The sequence below is a fragment of the Chitinophaga sp. YIM B06452 genome (genome assembly GCF_039655965.1).
Lineage (GTDB): Bacteria > Bacteroidota > Bacteroidia > Chitinophagales > Chitinophagaceae > Chitinophaga.
In genome coordinates this window covers 162,764-179,455 of the sequence record NZ_JAWLKY010000002.1, presented here as the reverse complement: position 1 = coordinate 179,455, position 16,692 = coordinate 162,764, and the positions used below count along the sequence as shown (strand labels likewise).

The following is a 16,692-nucleotide window of genomic DNA, read 5'->3' as shown; positions in this document are numbered from 1 at the left end:
CCCCCGGTGTGTGGGCGTCTGCCTACTTTTAGCCGGATGATTCCACAATAATAGGTCCACTTATGTTATGAAATGACAACCAAACTAAAACGCTCAATTCCACCATCCACAAAACTCATTGCACGTATGAAAAAACACAGCATTACAGTACGGTCGTGCCTGGCATTATGGGCCCTGATCTGCATCTGGCTGCTTGCCTTACCGGCACATGCACAAAACACTTCCCCGGCCGGGCAACCCGCTCCCCGCAAAATTACGGGCACAGTGACGGACGCTGAATCCGGCAGGCCGGTACCCGGGGCAACCGTGGCAGTGCGCGGCACTACCAACGCCGTGGTAACAGACAACGACGGCCGCTTCAGCATCAACGCCTCCACCGGCCAGGTGATCGGCATCACATTTATCGGTTTTGCCACCAGGGAGCTGCGCGTAGGCGCCTCCAACGTGATGAACACCACCCTGGAAACAGACCAGCGCCTGCTGAAAGATGTGGTGGTGGTCGGCTACGGCACCATGAAGAAAACTGACCAGAGCAGCGCGCAGGTGTCTATTTCTTCAGCAGACATTAATAAGACGATCAACACCACCATGGACCAGGCCCTCCAGGGCAGGGCCGCGGGCGTGTATGTAACGCAGAACTCCGGCCAGCCGGGCGGCGGCGTTTCCGTGGTGATCCGCGGGGTGAACACCCTGAGCGGCACCAACGAGCCGCTGTACGTGATAGACGGCATTCAGATACAGCCCGCTATCGTGAGCTACGGCAACACCAGCTCCGTGAACCCGCTGGCAGGTATCAATCCGAGCGACATCGAGTCCATCGAAGTACTGCAGGGGCCTTCCGCAACAGCGGTGTATGGCTCCCGCGCCACCAACGGCGTGGTGCTTGTAACCACCAAACGCGGCAAGGCAGGCCAGTTCAAAGTAAGCTACAACTACCTCTATACCCTGCAGGATAAACCGGACGAGCTGCCCGTGATGAACCTGCAGCAGTTCGCTATCATGAACAACGAGATTGCGCGGCTGCTGAACCGCACGCCTACCGCTGAATTCGCCAATCCCTCCGTATTGGGCGCCGGCACGCAATGGCAGAAAGAGCTCTTCCAGACTGCCCCGCTGCAAAAGCACCAGGTAACCGTGAGCGGCGGCCTGAACAATACCACCTATTACCTGTCCGGCGAGTACTTCAGCCAGGATGGCGTGGCCATTGGCTCGAACTTCGACCGTTATTCCTTCAGGCTTAACCTGGACAACCAGGCTTTTAAATGGCTGAAGCTGGGCACTACGCTCAACTTTTACCAGACGAAAGAAAAGCTCGCTTCCACCAGCGAAGATGTGATCCGCAACGCCCTCAACCTTGCGCCGAACGTTGCCGTGAAAAATCCTGATGGCAGCTGGGGCGGCGCAACGGAAAATGAATACGGCGGCAATGCGAAGTATGCCCCGCTAAACCCGGTGGCCATTGCGAACCTGGTAGACAACCGGCTGAAAAAGACCGGCGGCCTGGGTGGCATTTTCGCAGAAGTAGGCATCATCAAAGGCCTCACCTTCCGCACCAGCTTCAACGGCAGCTTTGAATACGGGGACGGCAGCAAGTTCACGCCCACTTACCGGCTCGGCTACGTCGCCAACGAAAAAGCAAGCCTGAGCGTGAACAACAACCGCAACTTCTACTGGAACCTGAACGAATTATTGCAATACAATACCAGCTTTGGAAAACACAGCATCGGCGTAATGGGCAGCCACGAGGCGCAGGCCTGGAGTTACCAGGAATTCAGCGCCACCCGCACCGGTTTTGCCAGCAACGACATCCCCAGCATCAATCTCGGCGATGCATTGGGGCAAACAACCGGCAGCGTCAAAAACTCCGGCGCGCTTGAATCCTGGCTGGGCCGCGTGAATTACACATACGACAACAAATACATTGTGCAGCTGGCCGGCCGGGCGGATGGTTCATCCAACTTTGGGCCTGAGAATAAATGGGGCTTTTTCCCCTCCGTGTCTGCCGCCTGGCGCGTGAGCGAGGAGCCTTTCATGCACGGGCTTGATTTCATCAGCGATCTTAAGATACGCGCTGAATACGGCACCACCGGCAACAACGGCCAGGGCGGCAAACAATATTCCGCGCTCAAGTCTGTTACCACGCCATGGGGCGCAGGTTTCCGTACCGATCAATATGGTAACGCCGGCCTCAAATGGGAATCCACCGAAACAAAGAACATCGGTATCAACCTGAGCCTGTTTAAGGACAGGATACAGCTCGAAGGCGATTATTATATCCGTAAAACCGATAACCTGCTGATGGATAACCCGCTGCCCGCCTATATGGGCACAAAGGGCGAAGGCGCCATCAATGCGCCCGTCGTGAACATCGGCGCGATGGAGAACAAAGGTTTCGGCATTACGCTCAACACCGTGAATATCGACAACAAAAAAGGTTTCACCTGGCGTACCAATTTCAACATCTCCTCTTTCAGGACCAAGATCACCAAGTTCTATTCAGACGCGGCTTTCCTTAACCGCTCCGCCTGGTATATGGACAATTTCACGAGCCGTTCCGCCATCGGGCAGGCCCCGTGGATGTTCTGGGGCTACATCATGGATGGTATCTTCCAGTCTGAAGAAGAGATCCGCAACAGCGCTATTCCCGAGAAGTCGCCCGGCACTCCGCTGGATATATCCAGGGATGGTGGCGTTTGGGTAGGAGATATCAAATACCGCGATCTGAACGGCGATAAAGTCATCGACTCAAGGGACCAGACCTTTATCGGTAACCCATGGCCCAAGCTCACTTTCGGGCTCACGAACACCTTTTCCTACAAAGGTTTCGACCTGAGCATTCTCGTCACCGGGGCGCAGGGCAACGATATTTACAATTACCTGAGCTTCATCAATACCAATCCCAACAGTATCAACCTGGGCCGCAACCTGCTGATCGAAGCATTTGACTATGCGCGCTTAAGATCAGACGGCGGGAAGGATGTGCTGGAGAACCCCGGCACCACCGTTCCCCGCATCACCGGCAGCGACCTGAACGGTAATGGTAACCGCTTTACCAACCGCTTCGTGGAAGACGGTTCGTATATCCGCATCAAGAACGTGCAGTTGGGCTATAATCTTCCCAGCTCGCTGCTGCGTGGCCAGAACGTGCTGAAAGCCGTGCGGCTCACCGTGGGCGCGCAGAACCTGCACACCTTTACCAAATACAAAGGTTTTGATCCCGAAGTGGGCGCATACCTCGGTAAAGAAGTGCAGCTGAACAGCCAGCTGATAGCCGTGGATGCAGGCCGCTACCCGCTTACACGGATGTATTCCGCCAGCATCGGCGTTGATTTTTAATGCAAAAACCATTACAACATGAACAAGCCCAATCATACAAAAATATTTCTCCTGTTGCTCTGGTGCGGCATGCTGGCCGGTTGCAGCAAAGACTTCCTGAACCGTCCGCCGGAAGACGCTATCGTGGACGCTAACTTCTACAAAACGCCCGAACAGGTGCTGGCGGGAACAGCGCCGCTGTACAACATCGTATGGTTCGCCTATAACGATAAATCATCCCACGGCATTGGCGACGGCAGGGGCGGAGCGCTCACATCCGGCTCATACCAGGTGCAGAACATCCGCATGCAAACCACCGATGTCACCCCCGAAGTGTACTCTTCCTGGACCTCCTTCTTTAACGTGGTGGCGCAATCGAACATGGTGATCAACAATCTCACCAAATACACGGGACCGGGCGTGCCTGAGAGCGCCAAGCAGGCGGGTATCGCCGAAGGCCGGTTCATGCGGGCCGTGGCTTACAGCTACCTGGTGCAGAACTGGGGGCCTGTGCCGGTCATTGTAGATAACAATGTATTGCTTACAGATACCTCCATCACCCGCAATACCGTGGAATCCGTATGGGAATTCATTATCCGCGACCTGCAATTCGCTGCAGACAACCTGCCCGCCTCGCCCGCGCTGAAAGGCCGCATCACCAGCTGGAGCGCCAAAGGCATGCTGGCGAAAGCGTACCTCACCCGCGCAGGTGTCAGCGGTACGCTGAACCAGGGCGATCTGAACGAAGCGAAAAAATATGCGCTGGATGTGATCCAGAACAGCGGCGCAAGGTTGATGTCCAATTACGAGGACCTTTTCCTCACGAAGAACAACAACAACTCCGAAAGCCTTTTCGCCCTGCAATGGAAATACGACGGCGACTGGGGCACGCAGAACAGCGTACAGGCGTTCCTGGCCTACGGTTCAGAGATCACCGGCTTCGGCGACGGATGGGGCGGCGACCTTGGCGGTTCGCTGGACCAGCTAAAGCTCTATTCCCCGCTCGACAAACGGCGCAAAGCCACCTTCATGTTCCCCGGCGATCACTATTCCTACATTCACCAGTCGGTAGACGATCCCAACAATCCCGGCAGGAAGATCATACAGGAATTGCAGGTGCCCTGGAACTATGTAGGCACTGAAAGGTACAATACCCGCGCCTGGGTGAAGAAATACGTGGTAGGAAGGCCTGAAGACAACGACGGCAAAGTGACCCAGCAGCATACCGAGATCAATACCTATATGCTGCGCCTGGCAGATGTATATCTCATTTATGCCGAAGCAGCTTTAGGCGCGGCCCCGTCTACTACCGACGCTACGGCGCTGAAATATTTCAACGATGTACGCAAACGCGCGGGCGTTCCTGAAAAAACGGTCATCACGGCAAACGACATCTTCAACGAAAGAAGGCTGGAACTGGCGATGGAAGGGCAGATCTGGTATGATATAGTGCGCATGCATTACCATTCGCCGCAGAAAGCATTGCAGCTGCTGTCCGGGCAGGACAGGGGTACTTACCGCATTGTGCCCAATTCCGCCACCAATGCCACCAGCTGGACCATCACCTCCGATACGCCGGCATTCTATCCTGTAACGGAAGCGAACTTCCACCTGCCTTACCCGGCAGTGGAATTGTCTGCCGCGCCCAATTTGCGTAAACCGCCTGTGCCTTACAAGTTCTAACGCCAAAAAACAACGACATGAACAAACTGCAATCCATCATATGCATTTTTACGCTGAGCCTGCTGTGGGCCTGCTCTAAAGACGATGGCCTGAGCGGCCCGCCGTCAGTGCGTTCCGTGACCCTGCTGGACTCTGCCCGGCAAGACAGCGCTTTCACCCGCGCCCTGCCCGGCACACTGGTGCTCATCACCGGCGATAACCTCGGCGATATCACCAGCGTGTCTTTCAACGGGATGAACGCATATTTCAATCCTGCCTACAACACCAATACCCACCTTATCATTACCATCCCGGACGATGCGCCTACAGAGGCCACGGATCCGGATGTGCCGAATACGATCCACATCGTTACCAGCCATGGGGAAACATCATACTCCTTCGTGGTAGACATTCCACCGCCTTCGATCTTTGCTATTTCCAACGAAAATGCAATGCCCGGAGATTCGTTGTTCATTGCGGGTTCAGCGCTCTGGCTGATCGAAAAGATACAGTTCCCGGGCGGCCGTGAAGTGACCGCGTTCAAAGCGGATGCGGAAGGCACTATCGTGCGCCTTGTTATGCCTGACCTGGGCACAGATACGGGCCGCATTACCGTAGTGGCCAAGTATGGCAGCGCTACGTCTAACGGGCCGCTGAACGACCACCAGAGTGCGGATGTAATAAGCAACTTCACCAACGACGGCGAAACCGGAGAACTGCCGCGTCTTAACTGGGCCTGGTGGGGCGCCGAGCGTAAGAACGACGCCACTTTGTTTCCCGGCACACGCGGTTACTACCTGCATAACATATTTGGCGGCGTAGGCGCCGATGATCCTGCCTGGTGGAACGGCGGCCGCTCCGGCAATTTTAATGACGTGCCGATGTTTACCGCCGCCATCATGACGCAGCAGGCATCCGATTACGCGCTGAAGTTTGAAGTAAATACCAAAGAACCCTGGACCACCGCTATTTGTGTACTGCGCTTCGGTGAAACCTATGCTTACCGTCTCATGCCGTTCGCCGGCGCGCCCGGCGCTTCGTTCCATACAGAGAACAAGTGGGTGACAGCAACCATCCCGCTGAGCGAATTCAAAACCGCGGCAGACGGCAAGGAAGGCACCGGCACCGGGGCCGCTACTATGGGACAGCTGTTGAAAGCCAACGGTGTTGTGGCTTTTGGTTTCCGGATCATTTCGGAAGATAAGCCCATAGAAGTGTTCAACGCGGCGTTTGATAATTTCAGGATCATAAAGATTAAATAATAATGAGAATAGCAAGAGGGATCTGGTTGATAGCGCTGGTATGTACAACCGCGGGGGCATGTAACAAAAAGAATGGAGGAGACAGGTACAATGGCGGTGAGCAGGATACAGATACGACAGGGAATATGGTAACGCCTGCCGATCCTGCCACTGCCGCTACAATTGGCTTCTTCATGGATGGATGGTTGCAACGGAAGTTCACGGCGCCTGCCTTTATTGAGAAGGCGCCGCCTTCCGGTGCTGCATATACGGTAACAGTAGACGCATCCGTTATTGCCACGAAAGTCTCCCCTGCGCTGTTCGGCAACAATGCCAACACCTGGATGTCGCAGATGGCCAATCAGCCTAAGCTGATCACTCATCTCACGAATTTAGGCCCCGGCATTGTGCGCTTTCCCGGCGGCAACGTCAGCAGTGTTTACTTCTGGAATGCCGCTCCGGGCCAGGCCCCGGCGGATGCGCCCGCCAAGCTGCTCGATGCAGGCGGCGCACAGGTAGATGCAGGTTACTGGTACGGCGGCAATACGGCGGAATGGACGCTGGGCGTGGAGAATTATTACCGCACGCTGCAGCAGACCGGCAGCGAAGGCATTATCACCGTCAATTACAGCTATGCGCGTTATGGCACCGGCCCCGATCCTGTGGCGGCTGCCGCTCACCTGGCGGCGGATTGGGTGCGGGCAGACAAAGGCCGCACGCGGTACTGGGAAGTGGGCAACGAAAGCAACGGCACATGGCAGGCGGGTTACCGCATAGATCCTTCCCAGAATAAGGACGGGCAGCCCGCGATCATTACCGGTGAATTGTACGGCAAACATTTTAAAGTATTCGCTGATTCCATGCGTAAAGCGGCTGCTGAGAACGGTAAACCCATTTTCATTGGCGCGCAGGTGCTGGAGCATGAACCTGCCAACTGGGCCACTGCCACAGATAAGGAATGGAACGCCGGCGTACTGCGCCAGGCGGGTGTTGCGGCGGATTATTATATCGTCCACAGCTATTATACGGCTTACAATACCAACTCCAATCCGCCGGAAGTGCTGGCATCTGCGGAAGCTGTTACCAAAGCCATGGCAGACCATGTGACAGCGGCGGCCACCGCCGCGGGCGTGCCTGTGAAGCCGCTGGCGCTTACGGAATGGAATATTTTCGCCGTGGGCTCACAGCAAATGGTGTCGCAGGTGGCGGGCATGCATGCCGTGATGGTGATAGGGGAGCTGATGCGCAACCGCTTCGGGCTCGCCTGCCGGTGGGACCTTGCCAACGCCTGGGAAAATGGCAATGATCATGGCCTTTTCAGCCAGGGCGAACCCGCTTCCGGCGAGCAACGCTGGGATCCCAGGCCAGCTTTTTATTATCTCTATTATTTCAAAAAATGCCTGGGCGACCGCTTCGTGAACACGTCAGTATCCGGTTCCAACAGCGGTATCAATGCCTATGCGTCTACCTTCAGCTCCGGCGAGGCGGGCGTTACGCTCGTCAATAAGTCCAGCTCCGCGCGCGATGTGCAGCTGGCCTTTAAAAACTTCAAACCCGGCAGCCGCTATTACTGGTACGTGCTCACCGGCGGCGATGGCGTGAGCAGCTTTTCACGGAAAGTGTTCGTGAACGGATCCGGCCCTTCGGGAATAGCGGGCGGGCCGGCGGATTATGCGTCTGTGAAGGCTTTCAGCGCCGAAGCCTCGCAGGGCGTGAAGGTGAGCCTGCCGCCCATGTCTGTGGTGTGCATGGTGATCGGGAAAAAATAGGTTGCAGAATAGGAAAACAAATGAGCCGGGGAAAAATGCAATGGCATTTTACCCGGCCATTTTTTTTGCATGCATGAAATCAACCTCGCGGGGCGATCAGGCCAAACTTACGGCGGCGTTCCCCAGATCAGCAGGAAATGAATAACTTGAAAAAAGATCAATTTCCTGTGTTATGCTCAACCGAAGAACCTATTTAAAACTGCAACAGTTGCGCATGATAATGATCACCTGGCTGGTGATCGGGTTCCTGATTGCGGTGTACGACCACCTGGTGCTGCATACCGGCAATTCAGCCGGACCTTCCGCCACGTATTCCTTCCCGCGCGCCATCGTGGTGAGCATGCTGGCGGGCCTGATCGGCGCGCTGCTGGGCGGCAGCCTGCTGGTATTCTATATTCACGAACGGTTCAGGGATAAATCCTATGGTTATACCATCGTGGCCGTTACCCTCGGCTTTGTACTGGTAATCCTTATCATCAGCGTGATCCTGCATTTTTTGGTGTATTCCGATATGGCGAGGGTGCTCAAAAGCGGGCTGGTATGGTCTGTAGTGGTGGCCGTAACGCAGCTGCTATTGCAGATCAACAGCAAGTTCGGGCCGGGCGTGTTCTGGAACATTATCCGCGGCCGGTACAATACGCCGCGCGAAGAAAAGCGCATCTTCATGTTCCTCGATCTCAATTCTTCCACCACTATCGCCGAAAAGCTGGGCGATAAAAAATATCATGCCTTCCTGAAAGACCTGTTCACAGACATTACCAATCCCATCCTTGACAACCGCGGCGAAATTTACCAGTACGTGGGCGACGAAGTGATCGTAGCCTGGAAGTACGGGGAAGGCGTGGAGAACAGCAAATGCATCCAGTGTTTCTTCGACATAAAACAACACCTGGAAGACCTGCGAAGCAAGTACATGGCCCGTTACGGCATTATGCCGGTATTCAAGGCGGGCATTCATTACGGGAAAGTGGTAGCGGGTGAAATAGGCGTTATCAAAAGAGACATCACTTACTCGGGCGATGTGCTGAACACCACATCGCGCATACAGGGGCTTTGCAAGGAATACAATGCGGAAGTGATCGCCTCCGGCGACCTGATGGCAGAACTGCGGCTCACCGGGCATTACGAAGCACAAACGCTGGGCAGCATCAGGCTGAGAGGAAAGGAAAAAGAAATGCTGCTGGTGGCCTTACGGCCTGTTGTGGGTTAACCGCAGCAAAAGCACAGCCCTGCCCGTTTTGAAGGCAGGGCTGGTCAATCAGGTTGATCATTTTAGTCGATCACTTCAATGCCTTCCATATTATCCAGCCGGGCAATCAATCCCCAGCCGTAGAAGTTATTGGAAATGCCGACGAGCAGTTCGTTTTCACCGGCTTTCAGCGGCAGATCGAAGTGCGCGTTGTCTGTAGACATCCTGCCCAGCGGCGGCTTGCTGGCGGGAGTGCCGAATACGTTCTTGTCCGTATACAACGAAATGCCATTGATGTATATCCATATCTCATCGTTGAAGCCCAGCTCCACGCGGCGTGTCTGGGCTACCGGGGTTTTCAGTTTCACCTTCAGCCATGCCAGTCTGCGGGCGCCGCGCGGCGTTCCGCCATGGAGGCGGGTAATGTTTATTATGCCCAGGCGTTCCGCGGTGATGCCGGTCCATTCTTCCTTCAGCTCAGGCGCTTTGACGTTGAAAGGTTCCTGGCCTACAGGCAGATCCTTCGGTTGGGAGATCTTCCACTTGCGGATGTACCGCGGGTCGTTGTAAGTCGGGTCCGACTCGGGTTCGGGGCTGAGGCCGCTCACCTGGTCGGGCCGTATGGTGAGATTGGCGATCTTGCCCGCTCCGTCGAAGGCCAGGGCGCCGGATTGGGTGTTGCCCATCAGCTGCGGCACTACCAGGGCAGGGCGTTCCATATCATTCACATAAGCCAGCATGCGCCTGCCGGAAATGACCAGTTTGAGGTGGTTCCATTCGTTCTTTTTGATATCGGCGGGCCCCTGGTAATTGGGCAGCAGGTCCCAGAGGTTTATCCCGTCCAGGTAGGGCGCGTATTGCACGGCCTGCATGGCATTGGGAACGCCTTCCACATGGGTGCGGAGGTAAAAACATTCCGTTTCCAGCGTGTCTTTGCGGCGGAAATAAAACGCGGCGAAATTAGGGCCGTCGGGCGCCCAGTCGAATTCAACGGTGCCATTGGTAAAATTGAGGTCTTTCACCACCACCGCATTGTTCTGCGTAAGCAGCTGGATGGCCGGTTTGGATTTGAACTCGGTGAACGTTGCCGTGCCAGCCTTAACTTCCCAGCGTTCGGGCGTCATAGGAACACGCACTTCTGCGGGCATTTTCTTTTGAGCGGATAATGAAAGGGCGGAAGGGAGGAATGCCAGTGCGATGATAACTTTTTTCATATCGGATTTTTTTTAAACTTTGAATGCGGACGGAAACGACCAGTCAAAGGTTAGAAGAATGAAAAGAGGGAGCATTCCAAACCCGTTTCAACTTTGTGCAAGTTCGTGCACGGAGTTAAAAAACTGACTATCAATGAAAAACAATAATGATGCGGAATACCTCGCCGCCTGTTGCAAAGCGGTGGAAGAGAAACTGAACTGGGGCGTCAGTGCCGTATGGACGAACCAGGACTTTGAGAATCTCTCAGAAAACATCCTCGAAGCCACCGGCGTTACCCTGAGCAGCACCACGCTCAAACGCATCTGGGGCCGGGTGAAATATGACAGCGCGCCTACGGTTACCACGCTCAATACACTGGCGCAATACCTGGGGTTTGAGCATTGGCGGGCGTTCCGGCAAAGCGTGGATAAAACACCGCAGCCGGGCAATGAAGACACCCGGCATAAAACGGTCATTACCCCGGTCATCCCGGGCAAACAGGGCCGTTACATATGGGCAGGTCTTGGTTTTGGGGTGATCATTGTGACAGCTATCCTGGGCTTCAATTCCATCAGGAATAAAAAAACGGCTGCGGCAGGTCCGGCTGCGGAAGTTTACCGGTTCTCCAGCCGCAAAACCGTTACGGAAGGCGTTCCTAATTCGGTCATCTTTGATTACGATGCGTCCGCCGCGCCGGAGGATTCGGTGTATATTCAGCAGAACTGGGACCCTACGCGGCGCATAAGAGTGTCCAGGAACCAGCGGCAGGCTACTTCGGTGTATTATTATCCCGGTCATTTCCAGGCCAGGCTGGTGGTAAGCGGCGAAGTGGTGAAGAAGCACCAGTTGATGATCACCACCAAAGGCTGGCTGCCCATGATCGAGCAGCAGGGCGTGCCAGTGTACTTTGAGGAAAAGGACGCTGTAAAAGGCGGTGAAATGGGGCTTAGCGAAGCGCAGATAAAAGCGAAGAACATTCCCATGCAGCCTGAAGCGCCCTGGGTGCGTTACAGCAAGATTGGCGGCTGGGATTCACTCAGCTCAAAAAATTTCCATTTCGAAGCGGAAGTAGTGAACGATTATGGGGAAGGCACTGCTGTTTGCAGGCATTCAGAGATATACCTGCTCTGCGCCGGCAGCGCCATTATCATACCGCTGGCAGGCGTAGGCTGTGTGTCTGACCTGAATATAATGGTAGTAGATAAATTCGTTTCAGGAAAAGAACATGATCTCTCCGGCCTGGGCGCAGACCTTTCCCAATGGACGAAAGTAGCCTGTGATGCAAAGGACGGACTGGTGACCGTGCGGGTGGATGGCCGGCCCGCTTACCAGGTTACGACCGGGGAAGATATGAAGATCGTGGGCGTTAGTTTCCGTTTTAAAGGAACGGGCAGGGTGCGGAATGTGAGACTTACGAAATAACCCTATATTTTAAGCATAATTCCAACGTCTATGAATAAGCGGCAGGCCCTTGTTTCCGGCTTCATTGTTTCCTGTATCGTCATCTTATCCCAATGCACCGGCAACCGCCCGGCAAAAAAAACAGATCTCCGCGGGGAGCAATATGCCAGCCAGGCTTCCTGTGCTACATGCCACCAGGCTGTGTACGATGCTTATCTTCAGACCGCTCATTTTAACACTTCTGCCGAAGCCGGCGCGCAAACCGTAAAGGGCAGCTTTACTGGCCCGGGGAATATCTATCATTATACCAGTGACAAGGTGGTGGCCATGGAAAAACGCGACAGCGGCCTTTTCCAGGCCAGTTACGATAAAGGCATACTGAAAGAAGCGCACCGGTTCGATATCACGGTAGGGTCGGGGAGAAAGGCGCAGACCTTTTTGTACTGGGATGACGGCAGTTTTTTCCAGCTGCCGGTTTCCTGGCTTAGCGGCGCGGGCCAGTGGGCCAACAGCCCGGGCTTTCCGCCCACCCACCCCAAGTTCGACCGAAGCATACCCAGCGCCTGCTTTGGCTGCCATACTTCTTCCGTGGGGATCAAAGACACGAAGATCGAGGGTTTGCAGATCAGGGAAACCTTTCACCGCGACCGTACCCTGTACGGCATCGATTGCCAGCGTTGCCACGGTCCCGCCGCAGCACATGCGGATTACCATACCACGCATCCCGGGGAGAAACAGGCGCAGCATATCACGCGCATCAGGGCGCTTACCAACCAGCAGCGGCTGGACCAGTGCGCGCTCTGCCATTCGGGCCTGAGCACCGCGCAGCAATCCGTTTTTGATTTCAAACCTGGTGACGACCTCACCGATTATTTCTTCCCGGACATCGGCATGCCGGCGAAAGCCGCTTCGCTGGACGTTCACGGCAACCAATACCAGTTGTTTACTGCCAGCAAATGTTTTATGGAAAGCAAAGACATGAACTGCTCCAGCTGCCACAACCCGCATATCCGCGAAACAAGCAATATGCAGGCTTTCTCCCAACGCTGCATGAATTGTCACCAGGCAGGCAGTAAAGACTTTTGTGCACTCACTTCCCTGCCGGCAGCCACATTGTCGCAGAACTGCATAGATTGCCATATGCCCGCGCTACCCAGCAACACGATCACCCTGCTTACCAACGGCGCAGCCAATCCCACGCCGGACTCCATACGTACGCACCTCATCACGCTTTACCCTGAAGAAACAAAACGGATCATCGCCATGCTGAAGGGTCAGTAAAAAAAAGTTCTATGCCGCGACGCACGGGCATAGAACCAGGGTTTACAACGGACGCTATGAAGATCATTTTGCAGCGCCTGCGGCCGCGGTTTCGATCACCTCGCAGACGGCTTTGGGCTGGCTGACATATACCACGTGACTGGCTTTCACCTCGGTAACGGTGGCGCCTGCACGTTTTGCCATGAAACGCTGGCCGTCCGGGTGAATGGATTCATCCTGCGTGGCCACCACGTACCAGCTTTTTTTGGTTTTCCAGGCGGGATTGGCGATCACGGCGCCAAATACAGAGGCCGCTACAGGTACCTGGGAGTCGGCCATGAATGCGGCTTTATCCTTCGGCAGGTCTGCACAAAAACCGGAGTGGTATTTTGTTTTGTCGTACCAAACGAAGCCATCCTTATCCGGCGGCAGGTAACCGGCTTTTGGAGTGGGAGGGGCAGATTCCAGCAGTTTCAGCAGCGGTTCGTTGGCATCGGGAGCAAATGCGGCTACGTATACCAAACCAGCCACCCGCTCGTGATTACCGGCTTCGGTGATGATGGCGCCGCCGTAAGAGTGACCTACCAGCAGCACGGGCTCGGTGATCTTGTCCAGCACGCGGTGAACGGCCGCCACATCATCCGGCAGGCCCGTGTTCGGATTGCCGACAACATGTACCGTGTAGCCTTTTTTGGAAAGGATCTTATACACATCCTCCCAGCCGGAACCATCGGCAAATGCGCCGTGCACCAGTACAATATTTTTCAGGGGGCTTTGGCCAAAAGCGAGGCCGGTTTGCAGGACCAGGATAAGGAACGCGGCGATGCATTTCGTGACGAGGGCGCCGTTCCGGGAAAGGGTTCGTTTTTTCATACTGATGAATTTTAAATAAGCGTGAAGCGGATACCAGCAAAGCTATCACGCTTATGGGGCGTCATCAATACCCGGATAGTGTTTAATGATGCGGAATTACTGTGTTTGTCCTGCCCGGCCGGGCCTGCGAACAAACCGCGTCACAATAACCCCTGCTGCACCGCTGTTTTGATCAGCGCGGCTACGTTCTTTACTTCAAATTTCTGTAAAAGGTTCCGGCGGTGGGTTTCTACGGTAAGCGGGCTCAGCGATAGTTCTTCCGCAATGCCGGCGGTGGTTTTGCCATCGGAGATCAGCTGGAGTATTTCCTTTTCCCGGCGCGTGAGTTGCGGCAGCTGCTTCAGTTCGCTCAGGCCCGGGCGCGCTATGATTTCCTTTACTTCCCTGCTGAATGTGACCTGCCCGCTGAGCGCCTCGTTGATGCAGCTCATCAGCTCGTCGCCGGATGCATTCTTCAGCAGGTAGCCGCTGGCGCCGTTCTGCAACATCTGCATGATGATGCTCCGCTCGCTGTGATTGCTCAGCGCCAGCACGCAGGTGGAAGGGGAGAGCTGCTTGATCTCTTTGCAAAGGTCCATGCCATTGGCGTCGGGCAAGGTAATGTCCAGCAGCACAATGTCCGCGCGGTTGGTTTTGAGGAAATCCATGATGCCGGCGCCTGTTGTAAAGCAGCCCGCAATGCGGATGTGCTCCTTGTTTTCCAGCAGCTTCTGCAGGCCCTCGATCACCACCGGGTGATCGTCTGCTATGGCCAGCGCTATCTTGTCGTTATGCAACATTCAATTCTATGTTTATAGTGGTGCCTTCATTTTCAGCGGATACGATCTCCATATTGCCATGCAGGTAATCCACCCTGCGTTTCACATTGCTCAGCCCGATGCCTTTGGCCCTGGACGCGAGCGCAGTGTCAAAACCTTTGCCATTGTCTTCGATGGTCACCAGGAAGGTATCGCCGTTCTGGCTGCATTGCACGAGGATGTTGCTGGCGTTGGCATGACGCGTGGCGTTGGTCAGCAGTTCCTGCACGATGCGGTAGATGGTCACCTGGGTGTTTTGCGGGATGGACCCTTCGATGCCGAAAGACTGGTAACCGATCTTCACGGTTTCCGTCATCATGGAACCGCAGAGGTCTTTCAATGCAATGTCCAACCCGAATTTCAGCAATGCTTCCGGCATCATGTTGCGCGCAATGCGGCGCAGCTCGCTGATAGAGGAATCCAATTGGTTGATCACTTTGTGAAGTTCGGAACCGTTGCCTGCCACGGGCGCTGCGGTAAGGCCGGTCAGGTTCATCTTCACGCCGGCCAGCATACCGCCGAGCCCGTCGTGCAGATCGCCGGCCACCCTGCGGCGTTCGCGCTCTTCGCCCTGCAGCATGGCCTGGCTGAATTGTATCTCCTGCTGCTGTTCGATCTCTTTGAGCTGCTGCTCCGCCAGTTTTTTGTTGTTGCGGTAGATCAGCCAGGAGAATACGGCGAGCACGAGCAGGAACATACTGGCGGTACCCAGCAGCCAGTTGATCAGGCGGTTGTTGCGGGCGGAAAGCTCGGCCTTTTCACGTTCTATTTTCAGTGCGGCGATCTCTTTTTGTTTTTCCGCCGAGCTGAATTTGATCTCCAGCGCATGTATGTTGTTGGCGAGCTTCACTTCATTCACGCTGTCGCTCAGCAGGCTGTAACGTTTCAGCCAGTTATAGGCGGCAGGCATGGAGCCCAGGGTAGAATTGGTTTCAGCAAGACCGTAATACACCTGCAGCCGGTTGCCGATCTGGCTCATCATTTCGGGTTGTTCTACCAGGTAGTTCAATACTTCCCGGGCATTCGTATAGTCTTTCGCGTTAAAGTACGTGTAATATTTCTGCAGCAGCAGGCGCTGTTCCTCATACTGTTTGCTGTGCTGCCGGGCGAGGGCAACGCCTTTGTCTATGCTGGCCAGCGATTTCCGGAAGTCCTTCGTTTCATCGTAATACATGCTTTCCGCGGTGTAGTAGTCAATGTAAAGTTCTTTGGCGGGCCAGTCTGCCAGCAGTTTCCACGCACTGTCCAGCATGGCTCTGGCTTCGGGATATTTTTTATCGAGCACGTAGTTCTCCGCGCCGGTGTTGTAGGCCACGATCAGGTCGCCGGCGGAGTATTTGGTCCTGAACACCTGGATGGACTGCAGGATGTAACCTGTGGCTTTGCTGTATTGCATGGTGTTCTTGAACACGAGTGAAAGGTCCAGGTAATTTTTCCCGACGGCAATGGTATCTCCCGCCTGTTGCGCCAGCGGGATGGCTTTGTGGATGAGAAGGTCCGCGAAACCTTCTTCGTCTCCTCCCGCCTGCCGGAGTATGCCTATGTTGCGCCAGGTTTTGGAACGGAAGCTGATGGCTTCTTTTGTGCTGAACTGGCTCAGCAGGCTGTCTGCCTTCATAAATGCGATCTCACTGCCTGCAACATCAGAAACGCCGTAGCGCGCTACGCCATCGTAGAAGTAGGAAAGTGCATAGAGGAACGGATATGGCGCGGCTGCTTTCCGGCCATGGTCAAGGTTTTGCCGGGCAAGGGCCGAATCGCGGAATGCGTAATAGTAAGAAAGAAGCAGGTAGGCGGATGCTTTGCTGCTGTCTGAAGCGGAATGCTGCGTAATGTGCAGAAGGCTGTCTGCATACTTGCTGCCGTTGGACTGCGCCCTGCCAACCAGGGACGCACACACGATGAGGCAGGCCAGGCATATGGATCGTTTCATGAGGGCAAATAAACAATAAATGTTGAACATTAGTTTCCGGTACCGCGAATATACCGGA

The 16,692-nt window shown here is 55.0% G+C and carries 11 protein-coding genes; 7 read left to right on the top strand and 4 right to left on the bottom strand.

All coding sequences use genetic code 11. From position 1 onward, the window contains the following. Positions 1-126 precede the first annotated feature (126 nt). The 5 genes from R3I13_RS10450 to R3I13_RS10430 all read left to right on the top strand — a co-directional run bounded on the left by R3I13_RS10450 (position 127) and on the right by R3I13_RS10430 (position 9,197). Complete coding sequence (locus R3I13_RS10450; RefSeq protein WP_346317890.1) at positions 127-3,336, top strand: TonB-dependent receptor; 3,210 nt, start codon at positions 127-129, stop codon at positions 3,334-3,336. Between the two features lie 18 nt (positions 3,337-3,354). Further along, positions 3,355-4,998 carry a RagB/SusD family nutrient uptake outer membrane protein gene (locus tag R3I13_RS10445; RefSeq protein WP_346317889.1) on the top strand — a complete coding sequence of 548 codons (1,644 nt, stop codon included), beginning with the start codon at positions 3,355-3,357 and terminating at the stop codon, positions 4,996-4,998. Positions 4,999-5,015: 17 nt separating this feature from the next. Further along, positions 5,016-6,239, top strand: coding sequence for a glycan-binding surface protein (locus R3I13_RS10440; protein WP_346317888.1), 1,224 nt, complete (start codon positions 5,016-5,018; stop codon positions 6,237-6,239). Between the two features lie 2 nt (positions 6,240-6,241). After that, positions 6,242-7,987 (top strand): alpha-L-arabinofuranosidase, encoded by a 1,746-nt coding sequence (locus tag R3I13_RS10435; RefSeq protein ID WP_346317887.1) that lies wholly within the window; start codon positions 6,242-6,244, stop codon positions 7,985-7,987. A 214-nt stretch (positions 7,988-8,201) separates the two neighbouring features. Further along, positions 8,202-9,197 carry an adenylate/guanylate cyclase domain-containing protein gene (locus tag R3I13_RS10430; protein WP_346317886.1) on the top strand — a complete coding sequence of 332 codons (996 nt, stop codon included), beginning with the start codon at positions 8,202-8,204 and terminating at the stop codon, positions 9,195-9,197. Between the two features lie 62 nt (positions 9,198-9,259). On the opposite strand, the gene R3I13_RS10425 is transcribed toward R3I13_RS10430, so the two are convergent. Continuing rightward, positions 9,260-10,390, bottom strand: coding sequence for a hypothetical protein (locus R3I13_RS10425; protein WP_346317885.1), 1,131 nt, complete (start codon positions 10,388-10,390; stop codon positions 9,260-9,262). Positions 10,391-10,523: 133 nt separating this feature from the next. Between R3I13_RS10425 and R3I13_RS10420 the strand changes: the two genes are divergently transcribed. Then, positions 10,524-11,792, top strand: a complete 1,269-nt coding sequence (locus R3I13_RS10420; RefSeq protein WP_346317884.1) for a hypothetical protein — start codon at positions 10,524-10,526, stop codon at positions 11,790-11,792. A gap of 30 nt (positions 11,793-11,822) precedes the next feature. Continuing rightward, complete coding sequence (locus tag R3I13_RS10415; protein WP_346317883.1) at positions 11,823-13,052, top strand: hypothetical protein; 1,230 nt, start codon at positions 11,823-11,825, stop codon at positions 13,050-13,052. A 63-nt stretch (positions 13,053-13,115) separates the two neighbouring features. Here R3I13_RS10415 and R3I13_RS10410 read toward each other — a convergent pair whose 3' ends face one another. The 3 genes from R3I13_RS10410 to R3I13_RS10400 form a co-directional block, all read right to left on the bottom strand. Continuing rightward, a complete protein-coding gene (locus R3I13_RS10410; protein ID WP_346317882.1) occupies positions 13,116-13,904 on the bottom strand; it encodes an alpha/beta hydrolase in 789 nt (262 codons plus the stop codon). Positions 13,905-14,044: 140 nt separating this feature from the next. Beyond that, positions 14,045-14,683: a response regulator transcription factor gene (locus tag R3I13_RS10405; RefSeq protein WP_346317881.1), complete on the bottom strand. Its 639-nt coding sequence runs from the start codon at positions 14,681-14,683 to the stop codon at positions 14,045-14,047. Next, positions 14,673-16,634: a sensor histidine kinase gene (locus tag R3I13_RS10400; protein WP_346317880.1), complete on the bottom strand. Its 1,962-nt coding sequence runs from the start codon at positions 16,632-16,634 to the stop codon at positions 14,673-14,675. The genes R3I13_RS10405 and R3I13_RS10400 overlap by 11 nt, the downstream gene beginning before the upstream one ends. Between the last annotated feature and the right edge of the window lie 58 nt (positions 16,635-16,692).

Excerpts from the sequence above, each read along its gene's own strand:
- R3I13_RS10420 (WP_346317884.1), top strand. The coding sequence starts at position 10,524 with ATGAAAAACAATAATGATGCGGAATACCTCGCCGCCTGTTGCAAAGCG.
- R3I13_RS10440 (WP_346317888.1), top strand. The coding sequence starts at position 5,016 with ATGAACAAACTGCAATCCATCATATGCATTTTTACGCTGAGCCTGCTG.
- R3I13_RS10405 (WP_346317881.1), bottom strand. The coding sequence starts at position 14,683 with ATGTTGCATAACGACAAGATAGCGCTGGCCATAGCAGACGATCACCCG.
- R3I13_RS10415 (WP_346317883.1), top strand. The coding sequence starts at position 11,823 with ATGAATAAGCGGCAGGCCCTTGTTTCCGGCTTCATTGTTTCCTGTATC.
- R3I13_RS10410 (WP_346317882.1), bottom strand. The coding sequence starts at position 13,904 with ATGAAAAAACGAACCCTTTCCCGGAACGGCGCCCTCGTCACGAAATGC.
- R3I13_RS10400 (WP_346317880.1), bottom strand. The coding sequence starts at position 16,634 with ATGAAACGATCCATATGCCTGGCCTGCCTCATCGTGTGTGCGTCCCTG.
- R3I13_RS10450 (WP_346317890.1), top strand. The coding sequence starts at position 127 with ATGAAAAAACACAGCATTACAGTACGGTCGTGCCTGGCATTATGGGCC.
- R3I13_RS10435 (WP_346317887.1), top strand. The coding sequence starts at position 6,242 with ATGAGAATAGCAAGAGGGATCTGGTTGATAGCGCTGGTATGTACAACC.
- R3I13_RS10430 (WP_346317886.1), top strand. The coding sequence starts at position 8,202 with ATGATAATGATCACCTGGCTGGTGATCGGGTTCCTGATTGCGGTGTAC.
- R3I13_RS10425 (WP_346317885.1), bottom strand. The coding sequence starts at position 10,390 with ATGAAAAAAGTTATCATCGCACTGGCATTCCTCCCTTCCGCCCTTTCA.
- R3I13_RS10445 (WP_346317889.1), top strand. The coding sequence starts at position 3,355 with ATGAACAAGCCCAATCATACAAAAATATTTCTCCTGTTGCTCTGGTGC.